Source organism: Gordonia neofelifaecis NRRL B-59395 (assembly GCF_000192435.1).
Taxonomy (GTDB): domain Bacteria; phylum Actinomycetota; class Actinomycetes; order Mycobacteriales; family Mycobacteriaceae; genus Gordonia; species Gordonia neofelifaecis.
Map to the genome: position 1 here is coordinate 101,030 of NZ_AEUD01000010.1, position 17,444 is coordinate 118,473.

The 17,444-nt window shown below is 69.0% G+C and carries 13 protein-coding genes and 1 pseudogene; 5 read left to right on the forward strand and 9 right to left on the reverse strand.

The window, feature by feature from the left end:
- Window positions 1-32 precede the first annotated feature (32 nt).
- Both SCNU_RS12445 and SCNU_RS12450 read right to left on the reverse strand, forming a co-directional pair.
- On the reverse strand, window positions 33-1,526 hold the full coding sequence (locus tag SCNU_RS12445; RefSeq protein ID WP_040518332.1) for an FAD-dependent oxidoreductase: 1,494 nt from the start codon (window positions 1,524-1,526) through the stop codon (window positions 33-35).
- Between the two features lie 12 nt (window positions 1,527-1,538).
- Window positions 1,539-2,574, reverse strand: a pseudogene (locus SCNU_RS12450) (AurF N-oxygenase family protein).
- Between the two features lie 175 nt (window positions 2,575-2,749).
- Between SCNU_RS12450 and SCNU_RS12455 the strand changes: the two are divergent.
- Window positions 2,750-4,441 carry a cation:proton antiporter gene (locus tag SCNU_RS12455; RefSeq protein ID WP_009679740.1) on the forward strand — a complete coding sequence of 564 codons (1,692 nt, stop codon included), beginning with the start codon at window positions 2,750-2,752 and terminating at the stop codon, window positions 4,439-4,441.
- A 3-nt stretch (window positions 4,442-4,444) separates the two neighbouring features.
- Here SCNU_RS12455 and SCNU_RS12460 read toward each other — a convergent pair whose 3' ends face one another.
- Window positions 4,445-4,744 carry a hypothetical protein gene (locus SCNU_RS12460; RefSeq protein ID WP_009679741.1) on the reverse strand — a complete coding sequence of 100 codons (300 nt, stop codon included), beginning with the start codon at window positions 4,742-4,744 and terminating at the stop codon, window positions 4,445-4,447.
- A gap of 177 nt (window positions 4,745-4,921) precedes the next feature.
- Here SCNU_RS12460 and SCNU_RS12465 point away from each other — a divergent pair, with 177 nt between their 5' ends.
- Together SCNU_RS12465 and SCNU_RS12470 are read left to right on the forward strand one after the other, a co-directional pair.
- A complete protein-coding gene (locus tag SCNU_RS12465) occupies window positions 4,922-5,788 on the forward strand; it encodes a universal stress protein (protein ID WP_009679742.1) in 867 nt (288 codons plus the stop codon).
- Window positions 5,789-5,906: 118 nt separating this feature from the next.
- On the forward strand, window positions 5,907-7,130 hold the full coding sequence (locus SCNU_RS12470) for an MFS transporter (RefSeq protein ID WP_009679743.1): 1,224 nt from the start codon (window positions 5,907-5,909) through the stop codon (window positions 7,128-7,130).
- On the opposite strand, the gene SCNU_RS12475 is transcribed toward SCNU_RS12470, so the two are convergent.
- A complete protein-coding gene (locus SCNU_RS12475) occupies window positions 7,084-8,643 on the reverse strand; it encodes a dolichyl-phosphate-mannose--protein mannosyltransferase (RefSeq protein WP_050792821.1) in 1,560 nt (519 codons plus the stop codon). The two genes, SCNU_RS12470 and SCNU_RS12475, sit on opposite strands and share 47 nt — an antisense overlap.
- 50 nt (window positions 8,644-8,693) lie before the next feature.
- Between SCNU_RS12475 and rsmI the strand changes: the two genes are divergently transcribed.
- Both rsmI and SCNU_RS12485 read left to right on the forward strand, forming a co-directional pair.
- A complete protein-coding gene (gene rsmI, locus SCNU_RS12480) occupies window positions 8,694-9,587 on the forward strand; it encodes a 16S rRNA (cytidine(1402)-2'-O)-methyltransferase (protein ID WP_040518333.1) in 894 nt (297 codons plus the stop codon).
- Window positions 9,588-9,597: 10 nt separating this feature from the next.
- A complete protein-coding gene (locus SCNU_RS12485) occupies window positions 9,598-10,650 on the forward strand; it encodes a tellurite resistance/C4-dicarboxylate transporter family protein (RefSeq protein ID WP_009679746.1) in 1,053 nt (350 codons plus the stop codon).
- Window positions 10,651-10,661: 11 nt separating this feature from the next.
- On the opposite strand, the gene SCNU_RS12490 is transcribed toward SCNU_RS12485, so the two are convergent.
- The 5 genes from SCNU_RS12490 to SCNU_RS12510 form a co-directional block, all read right to left on the reverse strand.
- The gene (locus SCNU_RS12490) at window positions 10,662-11,825 is read right to left on the reverse strand and encodes an aminodeoxychorismate synthase component I (protein ID WP_009679747.1); all 1,164 of its coding nucleotides are present in this window, start codon (window positions 11,823-11,825) and stop codon (window positions 10,662-10,664) included.
- On the reverse strand, window positions 11,822-13,393 hold the full coding sequence (gene metG, locus SCNU_RS12495; protein ID WP_009679748.1) for a methionine--tRNA ligase: 1,572 nt from the start codon (window positions 13,391-13,393) through the stop codon (window positions 11,822-11,824). The genes SCNU_RS12490 and metG overlap by 4 nt, the downstream gene beginning before the upstream one ends.
- Before the next feature lie 51 nt (window positions 13,394-13,444).
- Complete coding sequence (locus SCNU_RS12500) at window positions 13,445-15,790, reverse strand: glycoside hydrolase family 65 protein (RefSeq protein ID WP_040518377.1); 2,346 nt, start codon at window positions 15,788-15,790, stop codon at window positions 13,445-13,447.
- Window positions 15,791-15,936: 146 nt separating this feature from the next.
- A complete protein-coding gene (locus SCNU_RS12505; RefSeq protein ID WP_040518378.1) occupies window positions 15,937-16,668 on the reverse strand; it encodes an HAD family hydrolase in 732 nt (243 codons plus the stop codon).
- Window positions 16,669-16,766: 98 nt separating this feature from the next.
- Window positions 16,767-17,396, reverse strand: coding sequence for a TetR/AcrR family transcriptional regulator (locus SCNU_RS12510; RefSeq protein ID WP_009679751.1), 630 nt, complete (start codon window positions 17,394-17,396; stop codon window positions 16,767-16,769).
- Between the last annotated feature and the right edge of the window lie 48 nt (window positions 17,397-17,444).

Consider the following 17,444-nt stretch of genomic DNA (forward strand, 5'->3'; position numbering starts at 1 on the left):
TTGTCCACAGGCACCCGCAATCGCGTCGGCCCTCAGACCGACACGGGTGCGCCTCCCGGGCGGGGGAGGGCACCGGCCTCGGCGTCGGCGAGCAGATTCGCCACCGTCTCGCCGGAGTCGGTCTTGTTGGTGCCGATGAAACCCGACGGACCGCGCTTGATCCAGCCGGTGACATACAGTCCCGGAATCGGCTCGCCGTCGTTCACGACGCGACCCGCGACGTGCGCAACGGTGCCCTTGTCGTCGTCGAACGGCAGTCCGGGAACCGGGCGCCCGCGGTAGCCGATGGCGGTCAGGACGAGGCCCGCCTCGATCACCGACTTCTCCTCGGTGCCGGTCTTGACGAACTCGACACCGGACGCGTGTTCGGAACCGAGGACCTTGACGGGGGTCTGCCCGAACGCGAGGCGGATGAACGGTTCGGCCGGTCGCGGTCGCTGGGAGATCTCCCGGAGGAGTTCCACCTTGGCCGCGATCGTCGGATCCGTGATGCCTGCGACATCGACGCCGTCGAGTTCGGCGGGATCGACCCACACGCGGGCACCGCCGTCGGCGAGGCCGATCAGCTCGGGGAGCGTGAACGCGGCGTGCTCGGGTCCGCGTCGGGCGACGACCACCACTTCGCGGATCTGGGACCCGCGCAGCGCGGCGAGCGCCGTCGGATCGATCGTGGTCGAGGCGAGCCGGTCGGTGTCGGCGGTGAAGATGCGGGCGACGTCGAGAGCGACGTTGCCGTTGCCGATCACCACCGCACGCTCGGTCGAGAGCACCGGCGCGGCGTACGCGAAGTCGGGATGACCGTTGTACCAGCCGACCACCGACGTGGCGCTCTGGACACCGTCGAGGTCGACACCCGGGATCTGCAGCGGACGATCGGTCGGGGCGCCGCCGGCCCACAGCACGGCGTGATGCGTGCTCCGGAGTTCCTCGAGCGTGATGTCACGGCCGATCTCGGTGTTCAGCAGGATCTGAATGTTGGGGTGCCGGGCGACCTCGTTGAAGAGGTTGGTCACCGTCCGCGTCGACTCGTGATCGGGTGCGACGCCGAAACGTGCCAGGCCGAACGGCTCGCGGAGTCGCTCGTACACCGTGACCTTCACCTGACGATGCTTCAGGAGCTCGTCGGCGGCGTACATGGCCGACGGACCCGATCCGACGATCGCGATCCGGAGCTCGTCGGGCGCCTGACCGCGAAGAGCGACGGGCTTGACGATCGGCGCCATCGGGAGCCGCCACTCGGTGCGGACCGGGAACCGGGTGTCGGACTGTTCGACGCCGGGGTAGTGGCCCGCATTGACGTCGGCGAACCGGGCGGCCTCGTCGGACAGCCGGTGACCCGGGACGATCGCGCCGACCGGGCACGCGCTGACGCATGCGCCGCAGTCGACGCAGGTCGACGGGTCGATGTAGAGCATCTCCGAGATGCCGAAGTCCGGCTCGTCAGGAGTGGGATGAATGCAGTTGACCGGGCATGCGTAGACGCACGAGGCGTCGCCGCAGCAAGCCTGGGTGATGACGTGGGGCACTGTTGTCCGTCTTCAGCTCGCGTTGTAGGTGGGTTCGCTGCGGTAGCGCGACGACCGGCCGTCGATGCCCATGGCCCGCCACACCTGGCGTGACGCGGGATTCATCAGACCGCACTGTTCGGCGAGCATGCGGACGTCGCCGAAGACGCCGGACAGGAAGACCTGCGACTGCTCCGAACCCCAGAAGATGTCCTTCATGACGCTCGAGGTGTGATCGTCGTCGTGCCACGGACCAGTTGGTGGACCAACGGTCCGAGAGCAGTCGTCCTACGACGATCGCACTGCACAGCACGCGCATGACGATCGGCATGGCGATCGAGAGGGCGAACTTGGTCAGGCGGCCCTTCGCGGGGATCGTGGCGCGCAGGTGGTTGTGCGCGAACGAGATGTGGCGGGCCTCCTCGGCCACGTGCAGCTCCATCACCGCGGACATCGCCGGGTGCAGTTCCTCGCGGGCCCGGAGGAAGTCTTTCTGGATGTGGTCGATCGGCTCCTCGCCGGCGAGGACGCCGAAGAAGAAGATGGTCGGCCAGAAGGTCGAGAACAGCGGGATGATCGGCGAGGTCCGGCGCAGCCACCAGCGCATGCCCTTGGTCTCCATGCCGATGCGGTTCACCAGCTCCTGGAACATGAGGGTGTGGTTGCACTCCTCCTTGGCCTCATGGGTGGTGTAGCGGAAGCGCTTGTCGCCGTTCGGCAGGCGGTCGGCGTACTGCATGAGACCGCGGATCAGGATCGACTCGAACTGCAGACCGACCTTCGCCACGTTGGCCTGACGCCACATGCCGATCTTGATCTGCTTCTCCCGGGGGAGGCTCTGGTACCACGGGTGGCGACCGATCGGATCCACCTTGTACGACAGGATCCAGCGCGGATCGTTCGGGACGACGGCCATGTGCGGCGCATCCCAGTCGATGTCGATGTAGGGATCGAAATTGCGTCGGACCGAAGCGGACGCGAGGTCTTCCAGGACCTGCGTGTAGTCGGTGGCCGAATCCTGCTTGGCAGGCGGTGTGTACGTGGTGGGCCGGGGCTGCGTGGACGTCATTGTCTTCTCCTGACTTGCGTCTGACTCGCGTCGGTGGACGAGGGCCGCCGAAGTAGAACCTGTTGTCACAAGCGTCGCATCGCACTCGGATCTTGTCAATGCTCGATGGCACAGTCAGTGTGGACACATCTGGGTGTCCTGGCTCACAGTGCGGCGGACCGTGGACAATGGCCCCGTGGAGATAGTCGGAATCGTCGTCGTGTGCGTCCTGGCCGTCGCCGGTGCCAACCAGTTGGCGCCCCGAGTGCGGATCGCCGCGCCGTTGCTGCTCGTCGGCTTCGGCGTCGCGGTCAGCTACCTCCCGGGTGTGCCGCCGATCTCGGTGGATCCGGAGATCATTCTGATCGGGGTGCTGCCGCCGCTGTTGTACGCCGCGGCCGTCGCACTGCCCGCGATGGACTTCAAGCGCGACTTCCAGGCGATCAGCGGACTGTCGATCGTGCTGGTCGTCATCAGCGCGCTGCTGCTCGGGCTCTTCTTCATGTGGATCCTGCCGGACGCCGACTATGCGACCGGCGTTGCGCTCGGCGCCATCCTCAGCCCCACCGATGCCGTGGCGACGACCACCGTCAAACGCGTGGGCGCACCGCAGCGACTCGTCACGGTGCTCTCGGGCGAGAGTCTCTTCAACGACGCGAGCGCGCTGGTGGTGCTGCGCGCGGCGATCGCGGCGATGGCGACGAGCGTCTCGCTGTTCGGCGTGGCCGTCTCGTTCGCCTGGGCGGTCGTCGCCGCGGTGGTCGTGGGAGCGGCAGTGGGCTGGGTCTTCATCGTCGCTCGCGCCCGGATCTCCAACGCCGCGGTCGCCACCGCGGTCTCGTTCACCGCGCCGTACATCGCGTACGTGCCCGCCGAGGTGATGGGCGCGTCCGGTCTGGTCGCGGCGGTCGCCGCCGGCCTGGTGACCGGCCGCGGTTCGGTGCGACGGCTGACCGCCGCGCACCGGCAGTCCGACCAGCAGACGTGGCGCACCGTCGAACTCCTCCTGGAGGGTGGAGTGTTCCTGCTGATGGGACTGGAACTGAAGGCACTGGTGACCGACGTGCGCGACAGTCACGAGACGGTGTGGCACGCCGTCTGGCCCGCGGCCATCGCCTTCGTGCTGCTGATCGTCATTCGGTGGGCCTTCGTGATGACCCTTGTCGCGGGTATCTCGCGGCGCGCGCGACGGGTGATCGCGCGCGAGCCGATGCTGGCGGAGATGCAGGACAAGCTCGGTGATCCCGATGCGGCCGCCGATCGGATGACCAGGCGATTCCAGCGGAGCATCGACCGCAGGCTGGCCGACATCGAGTACTACCGGACGGAGTCGATGGGATTCCGTGAGGGCTACGTCGTGGTGTGGGCGGGCATGCGTGGCGTGGTGACGCTGGCCGCCGCGCAGACGCTGCCCGCCGACACCCCGTATCGATCGCTGCTCATCCTGGTCGCCTTCGTGGTCGCGACCGGCTCACTGATGATTCAGGGCACCACGCTCGGCGCGTTCATCAAGTGGATGAAGCTGCCGGACCAGCGGGAGGCGGCCGCCCAGGAGCGGCGTCGACTGAATCGGGAGATGGCGTCGATCAGTTACGAGGTGCTCGCCGACCCGTCGGTCTGCGGGACGGACGGTCTGCTGGCGCGCAGCGTGGAGCAGGTCCGCGAACTCGAGGCCTCGGACGACGACGAGTTCGAGGGAGACGTGCTCGACCGCAGGCTCCGGAACGCGGTGGAGATGCGCCGGGTGCGGCGGGTGATCATCGACCGGCAGCGGGCCGAACTGATCGACCTGCGCGATCGCGGGGCGTACAGCTCGGAGTCGCTCACCGTCGCGCTCGCGCGGCTCGACGCCGAGGAGATCAGCCTCGACGCCCAGGGCAGCCGATGACCGTCAGTCGACGATGACGCTCGGCAGTGCGCCGGTGAACCACAGCAGTGACAGCGCCAGCAGGAACCATGTCGCGCCCTGCCACACCTGCCAGCGGCCGCCCGACTTCCAGTTCCGGTAGGTGCGGACCATCGCCGCGACCGTGCCCAGGATGACGACGATCGGCGCGGCGAGCACGAGGATCTCGTTGGTCCGGCCGGAGGTGGTCATCGCCGCGATGAGCACCACGATGCCGCACGCCACAGTCACGCAGACGTGAGTGGCCGCATCGCGGATCTCACGGGGGGCGGTGGTGGTCGACATGTGGAGAACTCCTCGAGTGCGGTCGGAAACAGGTCGTTTGACCTCTATTGTACGGATCGACACACCCGGACCTCGTACCGATGCGGTGGCCGCGGTCATGGTGAACAATGGGATTTGAGGCTTAGTACGGAAGCCGTCACGAGGGCTCCGGGCCGGTGTGAAGGAGAGCAGTCGCAAATGAGCTTGATTCTGGTCGGCGTAGACGGATCGCCCGAATCGACGAATGCGGTTCGGTGGGCGGCGTCCGCGGCTGCGATCGAGGACCTCGACCTGAAGATCGTCGCCGCATACAGCTCAACCACCAGTGACTACGCGCCCGGCCTCGTCATCCCGCAGGACGTGATCGACGCGATTCGCAGCGAAGCCACCGGGTTCGTGCAGGAGGCCGCGGCCGCCGCCCGCGAGGTGGCGCCCGACGTGAAGCTGAACGGCTCGATCGTGGAGGGCGACGCGGCTCGAGTGCTGCTCGAGCTCGGCGAGAATGCACAGGTCACCGTGCTCGGAACCCGTGGTCTCAGCAGCGTCAAGGGCCTGTTCCTCGGTTCGGTCAGCACCAGTGTGGCCGCGCACTCGAAGGGCCGCGTGGTGATCGTGCCCGGCGGCGCGCTCGGCGGCGACGGACCCGTCGTGGTGGGCGTCGACGACTCCAAGATCAGCGATCCGGCCGTTGCCGAGGCCTACCGCCAGGCCGACCTCCGCAACAAGAAGCTGGTCGCCGTACACACCTGGACGCCGCTCGACGCCGACGCATTGCACGGCTTCGGTCTGGACGAGCAGGAGATCGACGAGATGTCGCAGCAGGCCGTCGAGGCGGTCGCCGAGCGCATGGCCGGTTACAGCCAGGACTATCCGGACGTCGAGGTCGAGCGGGTGGTCGTGCCCGAGGAGCCGGCCAAGGCGATCCTCGACGCCGCGGGCGACGACGCGTCGCTGATCGTGATGGGCAGCCGCGGCCGTGGCGGTTTCACCGGACTGCTGCTCGGCTCGCGCAGCCAGAAGGTGCTGCATCACGCGCACGTCCCGGTGATGATCGCGCGCCACTGAGAACAGGTCTCGATCAGCGGTGTTCGTGGGGACCACCCGGTGGTCACCACGAACACCGCTGATGTTTGCGGGGACGTGACGGGGCCGGCCACGGGCCTGTCGATAATCTGAGACCACAATGAAGAACCTCCCCCGTGGACTGTGGATCCTGCTGATCGCGAACGCCGTGATCGCGCTCGGATTCGGTCTCATCGCACCGGCCCTGCCGATCTTCGCCAAGACCTTCGACGTCTCGTCGGCGGCTGCAGGCTTCGTGGTGTCGGCGTTCGCGCTGATGCGTCTGCTGTTCGCGCCCGCGGGCGGTCGTCTGGTCACGATCCTCGGCGAGCGCAAGATCTACCTGACCGGACTGCTGATCGTCGCGCTCAGCACCGCGGCGTGCGCCTTCGCACAGAGTTACTGGCAACTGCTGGTGTTCCGCGCGGCGGGCGGCATCGGGTCCACCATGTTCACGGTGTCGGCGATGGCACTTCTCATCCGACTGTCGCCGCAGGAGGTCCGCGGTCGGGCGTCGGGCTACTTCTCGGCCGGTTTCCTGGTCGGCAACCTCACCGGTCCGCTGATCGGCGCGGCCCTGGTGGACTTCGGGCTCCGACTGCCGTTCGTGGTCTACGCGATCGCCCTCCTCATCGCGACGGTGGTGGTCGCGACGTTCATGCCGCCGCCGCCCGAGGCGGTGCCTGCGCCGGGAGGCGACTCCGACGACTCGGGTCTGCTCGCGGCGCCGTCGTTCCTCTCCTCGCTGAAGCTCCGCGAGTACCGCGCCATCCTGACCTCCAATTTCGCGCAGGGCTGGGCGTCGATGGGGGTGCGCGTCGCGCTGGTGCCGATCTTCGTCCAGGACGGCCTCGGTTACGGCACCGCGTGGGCGGGCATCATTCTGGCCTGTTACGCGGCGGGCAACATGATCGCGATCCTGGTGTCCGGCAGACTGTCGGACCGCTACGGGCGACGGCCGGTGATGATCCCCGGGCTCGTCGTAGCTGCGGCGGGCACGCTGGCGCTCGGCTACTCGCCGGGCATCTGGGTCGCACTCGGGTTGACGGCGGTCGCCGGTCTGGGATCGGGCCTGTTCGCCCCCACCCACCAGGCGGCTCTCGGCGACATGCTGGCGGGTCGGCGTCGCGGCGGTTCGGCACTGGCCGCCTACGGCATGGCCTCCGACCTCGGCGCGGTGTCGGGACCGATCGTCACCGGGGTGATCGCGGACACCGTCGGCTTCGGCCCGGCGTTCCTGGTGACCGGCGGGGTGGTCGTGCTCGCGCTCGTGATGTGGCTCGTGGTGCCGCGCGAGATCACGACCAGCTCGGCAACCAGATCTGCTGACCCCATTCGACGTTAGAGATCGGGGCGCCGATCAGGATCGGCCAGAGCCACACGAAGTTCGCGATCACCAGCGCGACGTAGACCGAGACCACGAGCACGCTGATCAGCCGTCTCTCCGAGCCGGCGCCGCGGGGCGCCGCGCTCAGCAGGTCCCCGCAGGCCAGGGCCAGCCCCATCACCAGGAAGGGTGCCATCGCGGTGGCGTAGAAGAAGTACATCTGACGATCGATGTCACCGAACCACGGCAGGACCGCCGCTCCGTAGGCGACGAGGACCGCCGCGTAGCGCCAGTCCCGGCGCGAGACGATCCGCCACAGTCCCCACGCGATCATCGGCAGCGCCAGCCACCAGAGGGCGGGGGTGCCGATCAGCATCTGGGCGCGGACGCAGTCCGACCCGCCGCACTGGTCGGGACCGTAGGAGATCGCGTACAGCATCGGTCGCAGACCCATCGGCCACGTCCACGGCTTCGACTCCCACGGATGATGGTTGCCCGCGGCATTCGTGAGGCCGGCGTGGAACTCGAGGATGCCCGACTCGTAGTACCAGAACGACCGCGCCGCCGCGGGCACCCAGGAGAACGGTCCGTCGGTGCCGACCTTCTCGCCGACGACGTAACGGAACACCGACGTCTCCGACGAGAACCACGGCGCGAAGCTCGCGAGATAGATGAGGAAGGGCATCAAGCCGAGCGAGGCCGCGGACGGGATCACGTCGCGGCGCAGCACCCCGGCCCACGGGCGCTGCACGTGATACGCCCGGCGCGCGGCGACGTCGAATCCGAGCGAGAGGAGGGTGAAGAAGATGACGAAGTAGGCGCCCGACCACTTCACCCCGCATGCCAGGCCGAGCATCACCCCCGCGGTGAAGCGGTACCAGCGGAACCCGAACCGCGGGCCGAACGGCGAGTCGTCGATCCGTCCCTGCTGCCAGACACGGTGCATCCGCTCGCGCATCTGGTCGCGGTCGGCGATCAACGCGGCGAAGGCGAGCAGGATGAACAGGATCTGAAAGATGTCGAGCATGCCCATCCGGGACTGGACGAACAGCACGCCCTCGCAGATCGCGAAGACGCCCGCGATGGCGCCGATCAGGGTCGAGCGACTCATTCGCCGGACCGCCAGGTACACCGCGAGCACGATGATCACTCCCGACACCGCGGACATGAACCGCCAGCCCATCGGGTTGTAGCCGAACATCCACTCGCCGGCCGCCAGGATCCACTTGCCGATCGGCGGATGGACGACGAGGCCGTATGCCGGGTTGTCCTCGATGAAGTTGTCGCCGGTCAGGACCTGCCAGCCCTGCGGGACGTAGTGCTTCTCGTCGAAGACCGGTGTGCCGCTGTCGGTCGGATTCTGCAGATCCCAGAACCGGGTGGCGACCGCGATGAGGACCAGGATCGCGCCGACCACCGTGCCGCGCAGGCGGTCGGTGGCACCGAATACCGGTTCGGGGACCTGCGGACCGGGCGCCGTGCCGAGGTCTTCGGTGAGCGCGCGGTCTTCGACTGTCGCACGGTCGATCATGGCGGCGGGGGTCACCTGTGCGATGGTAGCCGGATCAGTAGTCTGAGTCGGTGACCAGTAGTGACCCGGGGACGGGCGGACCCGAGCCGAAGACCAGCGGAAGCGGCGCGGGGCGGTTGGTCCTGGCCGGGACACCGATGGGACAGGCGGGTGATGCGTCGCCGCGACTCCGCGAGGCCCTGGGATCGGCGGACATCGTCGCCGCGGAGGACACCCGACGCACCCGGGCGCTCGCCACCGCGCTCGACGTCGAGATCACCGGCCGCCTGCTCAGCTACTACGACCAGGTCGAGGCCGCACGCACGCCCGGACTCGTCGAGGCGATCAGCGGCGGCGCGACGGTGCTCCTCGTGACCGATGCCGGGATGCCGTCGGTCAGCGACCCCGGATACCGGCTCGTCGTCGCCTGCGCGGACGCCGACCTGCCCATCACCTGCCTGCCGGGCCCGTCGGCCGTCACTACCGCGCTGGCGCTGTCGGCGATGCCGTCGGAGCGGTTCTGCTTCGACGGGTTCGCACCGCGCAAACGGGGCGCGAGGCAGGACTGGCTGGCTGAGCTGCGGACCCAGCCCCGCACGGTCGTCTTCTTCGAATCCCCGCACCGGCTGGCGCAGACCCTCGCCGACGCCGCAGCGGTGCTCGGACCGGACCGGCGCGCCGCCGTCTGCCGTGAGCTCACCAAGACGTACGAGGAGGTACGGCGCGGCGGGCTGGCAGAGCTCGCCGACTGGGCCGCGGGCGGCGTCAAGGGAGAGATCACCGTCGTCGTCGCCGGGGCGGCCGCGATCGACGAGAACGTCGGCATCGACGACGTCGTCGAGCGCGCGCAGCGTCTCGCGGACGACGGAATGCGGCTCAAGGACGCCTGTGCGCAGGCCGCGACGGGCACGCCCTTCTCGCGCCGGGACGTCTATCAGGCGGTGCTCGCCGCGCGCCACGAGTGACGGCCGCCCCGTGACCGCACTCGACAGGACGATCCGTGGCCTCGCGCCCGCCTACTTCTCCATGGTCATGGCGACGGGCATCGTGTCGATCGCGGTGAACGTGGAGGGCCTGCATCGATTGTCGGCGGTGCTGATGTGGGTCGCGGGCATCGCGTACGTCGTCCTGATCCTGCTGAATGCCGTGCGTCTGGTCCGGTATCGGCACGCGGTGGCGACCGACCTGCGGATCCCGCAGCGGACGTTCGGCTTCTTCACCCTGGTCGCGGCAACCGGCGTGCTCGGCGCCCGGCTGGTGCAGGACGGCTACCTCACGGCCGCGTCGATCCTCCTCGTCGTGACCGCACTGCTGTGGCTGGTGCTCGGCTACGCGCTGCCGCCGCTGGCGTTCACCGCACGCGAGGGGATGTCGCAGCTGGAGCGTGCCGACGGCACGTGGTTCCTATGGGTGGTCGCGACGCAGTCGGTCGCCGTCCTCGCCGCCGCGATCCAGCCGCACGTCACCGTCGGCCAGGCCGAGCTCGCGCTGCTCGCGGTGCTGTGCTGGGCGGTGGGCGTCTTTCTGTACGTGGCGGTCGCGCTGTTCGTCGCCTCCCGGATCTTCATGCACCATCCCGCACCCGACCAACTCGGCGGCGCCTACTGGATCGCGATGGGCGCGACGGCGATCACCGTGGTCGCGGGTGCGAACATCGGGGCGATGGCCGACGTCCCGGTGCTGAGCACGGTACGCGGCACCATCGAGGCCGGGTCGGTGTTGTTCTGGGCGTTCGGCACCTGGCTGATCCCGCCGCTGGTCTTCGCCGGGTATTGGCGTCATGTCCGGCACCGGGTTCCGCTCCGCTACGACGTCTCGCTGTGGGCGATCGTGTTCCCGCTGGCGATGTACGGCGTCGGCTGCCACCAGATCGGTTCGGTCAACGATCTGCCGCTGCTCGAGAATCTCGGGCTGGTCGAGATCTGGATCGCGATCGTCGCCTGGGTGCTGACCTTCTGCGGTTTCGTCGCCTCGCTGGTCGGCCGGCGTCCGCGGCTGATGCCGAGGCGCGCTCCGAGCCGGCCCTGACGACACCCGCATCATCGGCGAGGATCGAAGCCGACGATCGAGGACGCCTTGTCCAGGCACTCGTGCCACTCCGCTTCGGGGGAGGAGTCGATGGTGATCCCGCCGCCGACGCCGAGCGTGAGGGCCCCGTCCGGCGTCGCGGACACGGTGCGGATCGCGACGTTCAGGTCGAGCAGTCCGTCCGGACCGGCGATTCCGACCGCGCCGCAGTAGACGCCGCGGGCGTGCTCCTCCCAGCCGGCGAGCAGGTCGGCGGCGCGGATCTTGGGCGTCCCGGTCACCGATGCGGGCGGGAACGTGGCATCGAGCAGTTCGTCGTTGCCGACCGCGGCCGGCAGGTCCGCCGCCACCGTCGACACCAGATGCCAGACGCCGGGTGCGCCGACGACGGTCAGCAGGTCGGGCACCGTCACCGATCCGGTCCGTGCGACGCGGCCGAGGTCGTTGCGTACGAGGTCGACGATCATCACGTTCTCCGCGACGTCCTTGGTGGAGGCCGCCAGGTGTGCGGGATCGGCGCTCGCGGGCAGCGTCCCCTTGATCGGCGACGACGTCACCCGACCGCCGCGGCGATCGAGGAACGACTCCGGACTGAAGCTGGCGATCGATCCCCAGTCACCCGCCAGCCACGCGGATTTGGCCGGCGCGGTCGCGGCGGCGATGTCGGTGAAGAAGTCCAACGGACGGCCATCGAGGCGCCCGTCGAACCGAGTGCACACGCAGGCCTGATAGACCTCGCCCGCGGCGATCGCCTCGAGACACCTTTGAACCGCGGAGATGTGGCGGTCGCGGTCCGGGACCGTCCACTCCGCGTGCCAGGCCGCAGCGCGGCGCGGTGCGTCGAGCGCCGCTGCGGTCCACTCGGGTTGCGGCGCCCCCGAGACGCTCACCCACGACCACCGTCCATCGGCGAGTTTCAGCACGCCGTCGACCGTCCCGCCCACGACTGTGGGCAGCGGCGACTCGTCCGTGCGCACCGGGAAGCTGAGCGCTCCGAACCAGAACGCGTCCGGCCGGTCGGGCGGCAGTGTGCCCGCGGTCAGCTCGACCGACGGTGCGATGACCGCATCGGCATCGGCCCAGTCGCCGATCAACCCGGCGGGACCGGGCAGGCCGCGTTCGCGGGTCGCCGCGTCGAGCGCGTGCAGGACGTCGAGCGCGGTGTGCGCGGTCATGCCTGCGCGGCGGGGCTCTCCTGGCGCGGGAACACCGGCGTCGGCTTCGGCAGCTCGGCGCCGACCGCCAGCCGGTCGACGACGGCGGTGAACTGCCGGTTCTCGTCGCCGGACGGGACGGCGAGCAGGTCGAGCAGCGTCGCGGTCGACTGCGGCATCACCGGCTGGACCAGGACGGTCACGATGCGCACCACCTCGGCGCACACGTAGAGCACGGTGCCGGTGCGGTCGAGGTCGGTCTTGGCGAGCTTCCACGGCTCCTGCGCCGAGACGTACCGGTTCGCATCGGCGAGCACCGTCCACACCGCCTCCAGGCCGAGGTGGATCGACTGCTTGTCGAACTGTTCGCGGACCTTCGGCAGGAGTGCGTCGGCGGCGTCGAGCAGGGCGCGGTCGGCGTCGGTGAACTCACCGGGCTGCGGCACGCGCGATTCGAAGTACTTGCCGATCATGCTCAGCGTCCGCTGCGCGAGGTTGCCGTACTCGTTGGCGAGATCGGCGTTGTTCCGCGCGACGATCGCATCGGCGGAGTACGAGCCGTCCTGGCCGTACGACACTTCGCGCAGGAAGAAGTAGCGAACGGCGTCGAGGCCGAACTGCTCCACCAGTTCGTGCGGATCGACGACGTTGCCGATCGACTTGCTCATCTTCTCGCCGCGGTTGAACAGGAAGCCGTGCGCGAACACGCGCCTGGGTACCTCGAGGCCCGCGCTCATCAGGAAGGCCGGCCAGTACACGCAGTGGAACCGGATGATGTCCTTGCCGATGATGTGCAGGTCCGCGGGCCAGTAGCGGGACAGCGTCTGCTCGTCGTCGGGGAAGCCGACTCCGGTCAGGTAGTTGGTGAGGGCGTCGACCCACACGTACATGACGTGGTCCGGAGCGCCCGGCACCTTGACACCCCAGTCGAACGTGGTCCGCGAGATCGACAAGTCGTTGAGGCCGCCGGCGACGAAGCTGCGGACCTCGTTGCGCCGGACGTCGGGTCCGATGAACTCGGGATGCTCGTCGTACAGGGCGAGCAGCCGATCCTGATAGTTCGACAGGCGGAAGAAGTAGGTCTGCTCCTCGGTCCAGGTGAGGACGTGGCCGTTCTCCGTTGCGACGCGCCTGCCGTCGGCGTCGACAGTGGTCTCGTCCTCGGTGAAGAAGGCCTCGTCGCGCACGTCGTACCAACCGGCGTACGAGTCCAGGTAGATGTCGCCCGCGGCCTCCATCCGCTTCCAGATCTCCTCCGACGCCCGGTGGTGATCGGTGTCGGTGGTGCGGATGAACCGGCTCAGGTCGGTGCCGAGCGCCATGTGGAGAGCCTCGAACCGATCGGAGTTGGTCTTGGCGAGCTCAGCGGTGGAGACGCCCTCCTTCTCCGCGGTCTGCTGCATCTTCTGACCGTGCTCGTCGGTGCCCGACTGGAAGCGGACGTCGAAGCCGTCCAGCGCTTTGAACCGCGCGAGCACGTCCGCCGAGATGAACTCGTAGGCGTGCCCGATGTGCGGGGCGCCGTTCGGGTACGCGATGGCGGTGGTGATGTAGAAGGGCGACGACGCGCCAAAGGACTCGCTCGGCATAATGCGTCGATTGTACGTGCGGGGCCCTCGACCACCACACCAGCGGTCGCGTCAGGGACGCTGGTACGGCTCGCAGCCCGGAGGCGCGAGCGGGGCGGTGCGAGCGCCCAGGCGCGGGATGTCGCGGATCACCGGGTCGTCGCCGAGTACGAAGCGTTCGCCGTGGTGCGCGAGCTCGACGGTCGGGCCGGACAGCAGCCGGTAGGTGGCCTTCTCCGAATCGACGGCGACGACGATGCGCGACTCGCGGATCACCATCCGGAACGACATGTAGTCCAGCCTCGACGGCAGGCGCGGGGCGAAGGTGATCTGACCGTCGAAATCGCGCATCCCGCCGAAGCCGGCGACGCAGTCGGTCCACGCTCCGGCCAGCGCGGCGATGTGCAGGCCCGACGAGACATTGTTGTGCAGGTCGTGCAGGTCCGTGAAGACCGACTCGCTCATCAGGTCGTATGCGAGGTCGAGGTAGCCGACCTCGGCGGCGGTGACCGCTTCGCAGCACGCCGAGAGCGAGGAGTCGCGGACGGTGATCGGGTAGTAGTAGTCGAAGTTCGCGAGCTTCTGCTCCGGGGTGAAGCGATCGCCGAACAGGTACATCGCGAAGACGAGGTCGGCCTGCTTCACCACCTGCTTGCGGTACAGGTCGAAGTACGGGTAGTTCAGCAGCAGCGGATAGCGGCCGCGCGAGCGATCGAAATCCCACCGGTCGAGTTTGGTGAACGCCTCGCACTGCTGGTGCACGCCGAGCGCGTCGTCGTACGGGATCGTCATGTCGTCGGCGCAGCGCGACCAGTAGGCGGTCTCGTCGCCGGTGACGCCGAGATCGCCCGCGACGGTGGGCTGTCGGGCACACGCGGCGACGGCGTCGCGCAGTGCCTGCTGCGCCGCGAGATTGGTGAAGACGTTGTTGTTGACGATCGCCGTGTACTCGTCCGGGCCGGTGATGCCGTCGATGCGGAACTTGCCCGTCGAATCGTGGTGGCCGAAGCCGGAGAAGAACCGGGCGATCTCCACCAGCAGTTCGACCCCGCACTCGACCTCGAAGGCCTCGTCGCCGGTCGCCCGGATGTACCGGGCCGTCGCGTTCGCGATGTCGGCGGAGACGTGGATGCCCGCCGTTCCGGCAGGCCAGTAACCCGAGCACTCGTCGCCGTTGATCGACCGCCAGGGGAACATCGCGCCGTGCTGCGCGAGCTCGGCCGCCCGGGCCTTCGCCTTGTCCATCGTGGAGTGCCGCCAGCGGAGCTCCTCGCCCGCGGCCGCGGGGACCGCGTACGTGAGCATCGGGAGGATGAAGCTCTCGGTGTCCCAGAACGTGTGGCCGTCGTAGCCGGGGCCGGTCAATCCCTTGGCGGGGATGGCCCGGGACTGGCCGCGCGCGCCGGCCTGCAGCACGTGGAACAGGGCGAACCGGACGGCCTGCTGCAACTCCGGGTCGCCGTCGAGCTCGATGTCGGCGTCCAGCCAGAACTCGTCGAGGTAGTCGGCCTGCTCCTGCTTGAGGGCGTCCCAGCCGGTCTCCTTCGCCATGGCGAGCGCGGCCTCGACCTGCGCGCGCAGCGCAGGCACCGATCGGCGAGCCGACCACCCGTAACCCATGTACTTGGTGAGCACCAGCTTGGTGCCCTGCGGCACGGTGGCGGCCACGGTGAGGCGTGCGAGGTCGCCGTCCGCGCGGATGGTCGTATCCGCGGACGCGGGGAGCTCGAGCTCGTGATCCATGCCCGCGGCCACGCCCAGCTCCGACCGCCGCGTGTGGTGGACCAGCACCGCCGACAGGTCGTCGCACTCGGCGAGGGCGCCGACGAGCGGCTGGTCGAGGGCGGCGGCGAGCCGTGGATCGTCTTTCGCGGAGGCGCCCCCGATCGGCTCGTTCGCCAGCAGGTCGGACTGCAGCACCAGCTTCATGTCCTCGCCGATCGGCTCCACCTCGTAGCGGATCGCGGCGACCGTGCGCTTGGGGAACGACCCCAGCCGCTCGGACCGGATGCGCACGGTCCGGCCGGTGGGCGAGGTCCACAGGGTGCTCCGGCGCAGGGTGCCGGTGCGGAAGTCGAGGACGCGTTCGTGCTCGACCGTGCGCCCGTACCGAAGATCCATCGGCTCGTCCTCGACGAGGAGCCGGATCACCTTGGCGTCGGTCACGTTCACGACCGTCTGGCCGGACTCGGGATAGCCGTAACCGCTCTCCGCGTACGGCAGGTCGCGGAGCTCGTAGAAACCGCTGAGGTAGGTGCCCGGCTGATCGACCGGCTCGCCCTCCTCGAAACTGCCGCGGAGACCGATGTGGCCGTTGGACAGGGCGAAGAGCGTCTCGGTCCGGCCGATCATGTCCACGTCGAGGCCGCGCCAGCGCAGCTGCCACGGGCTGACGTCGAAGCCCTCGACGGGGTGCATGCCGTGGTGCGGCACATTGACCGGAGCCGTGTGGCTCGACGTGTCGCCGTGCGTGGTGTGGGCGAGCTCGCTGGTGGTCGGTTCGATCACGGGCGGTCCTTATCGGGCTGGTGCGTGCACGGGGTCGTTCGGGGCCGGGTCTGCGGTCAGTCCCCGGCCAGTAGTTCGTCGAGGTCGGTGACGACGATAGAGGCACCGGCGGTCGTCATGGCGTCCGACTGGCCGCCGCCGACCCGATCGATGCCCACGACGTACCCGAACCGTCCCGCGACGCCGGCCTCGACACCGGAGATCGCGTCTTCGAAGACGGCTGCCGCCGCGGGGGCGACGCCCATCAGCTCCGCGCCGCGGAGGTACGAATCGGGCGCCGGCTTGCCCGCCAGCTGCTCGGCGACGATGGTGTTCCCGTCCACTCTCCGCTCCACGAACTCCGACAGGCCCGCCGCCTCGAGCACCTGCTCGCCGTTGCGGGAACTCGTCACCACGGCGATGTGGAGACCCGCATCGCGTGCGGCGTGCAGGTACCGGACCGAACCGGGATAGGCGGTCACCCCGTCGCGCTCGAGTGAGGCCAGGAACGCCGTGTTCTTGCCGTCCGCGACCGCCGACGCGGTCGCCTCGTCGACGGTCAGCCCGCGCGAGGCGAGGAAGGTGCGCACGCCGTCCATCCGGGGGCGCCCGTCGACGTAGTCGAAGTAGTCCTGATCGGTGAACGGACGCAACTCGTCGGTCCGACCGCCGATGTCGCCGCCCGCGCGCTCGGTGAGGAAGTCGTCGAACGCTGCGGTCCACGCGATCCGATGCACCGACGCGGTGTCGGTGAGCACACCGTCGAGATCGAACAGTGCCACCGTGATGTCGTCAGGAAGTCCCAGCACCCACACGACTCTACCCGGATCGTGCCCCGTCCATCGGGCAACGTGCGCGGCGTGACTCGTTGTGGATTCGGCCCGCTCGCTCCGCGCCCGGTGCCGGACTACTCCGGCACCGTCAGCGCGGGGAACCAGACGTCGGTGAGGACGCGCACGGCCAGCTCCGCCGAACCCTCGATCGTGCCCAGGGTGGCCCAACGGACGAAGAACCGTTCCAACTGCGCCACCAGCAGTTCCACGCGCAGGCGCGCCTCGTCGCGGCGGTCGTCGGGCCAGCGCTCGAGATACTGCGTCATCGAGCCGGGCAGCGTCGCGATGCCCGCGCGGGCGATCTCGCGGAACTCGGGTTCCAGCGCCGTCGCCTCATCCCAGGCCCGGAACATCTCCGCGTAACCGCCGAACCATTGCAGGGCGTTCGCCACCCAGGCGGCGAACTCCACTCGTGAACCGGTCGCCAGCACCCGGTCGAGGTCCTGGTAGACGGTGACGGCACTCGGCCACACCGACGAGTCCGCCAGGGCGAGCAGGACGTCGATCTTGGCGGGGAAGTGCAGGTAGAAGGTGGCCCGACTGCAGCCGACGTCGGCCACGATGTCGTCGATCGTCACCGCCGCGTAGCCCCGCGCGGTGAACTGTGCACGGGCGGCGTCGATGAGCCGCGTGCGCGTCAGCAGCTTCTGCTCCTCGCGCAGCGATGCGCGCCGAGGAGTCTTGGCGGTGCTGTCCGTGCTCACCGGTCCACTGTGACCCACGTGACCGCCAGTCACAAGCCGACACGTCGG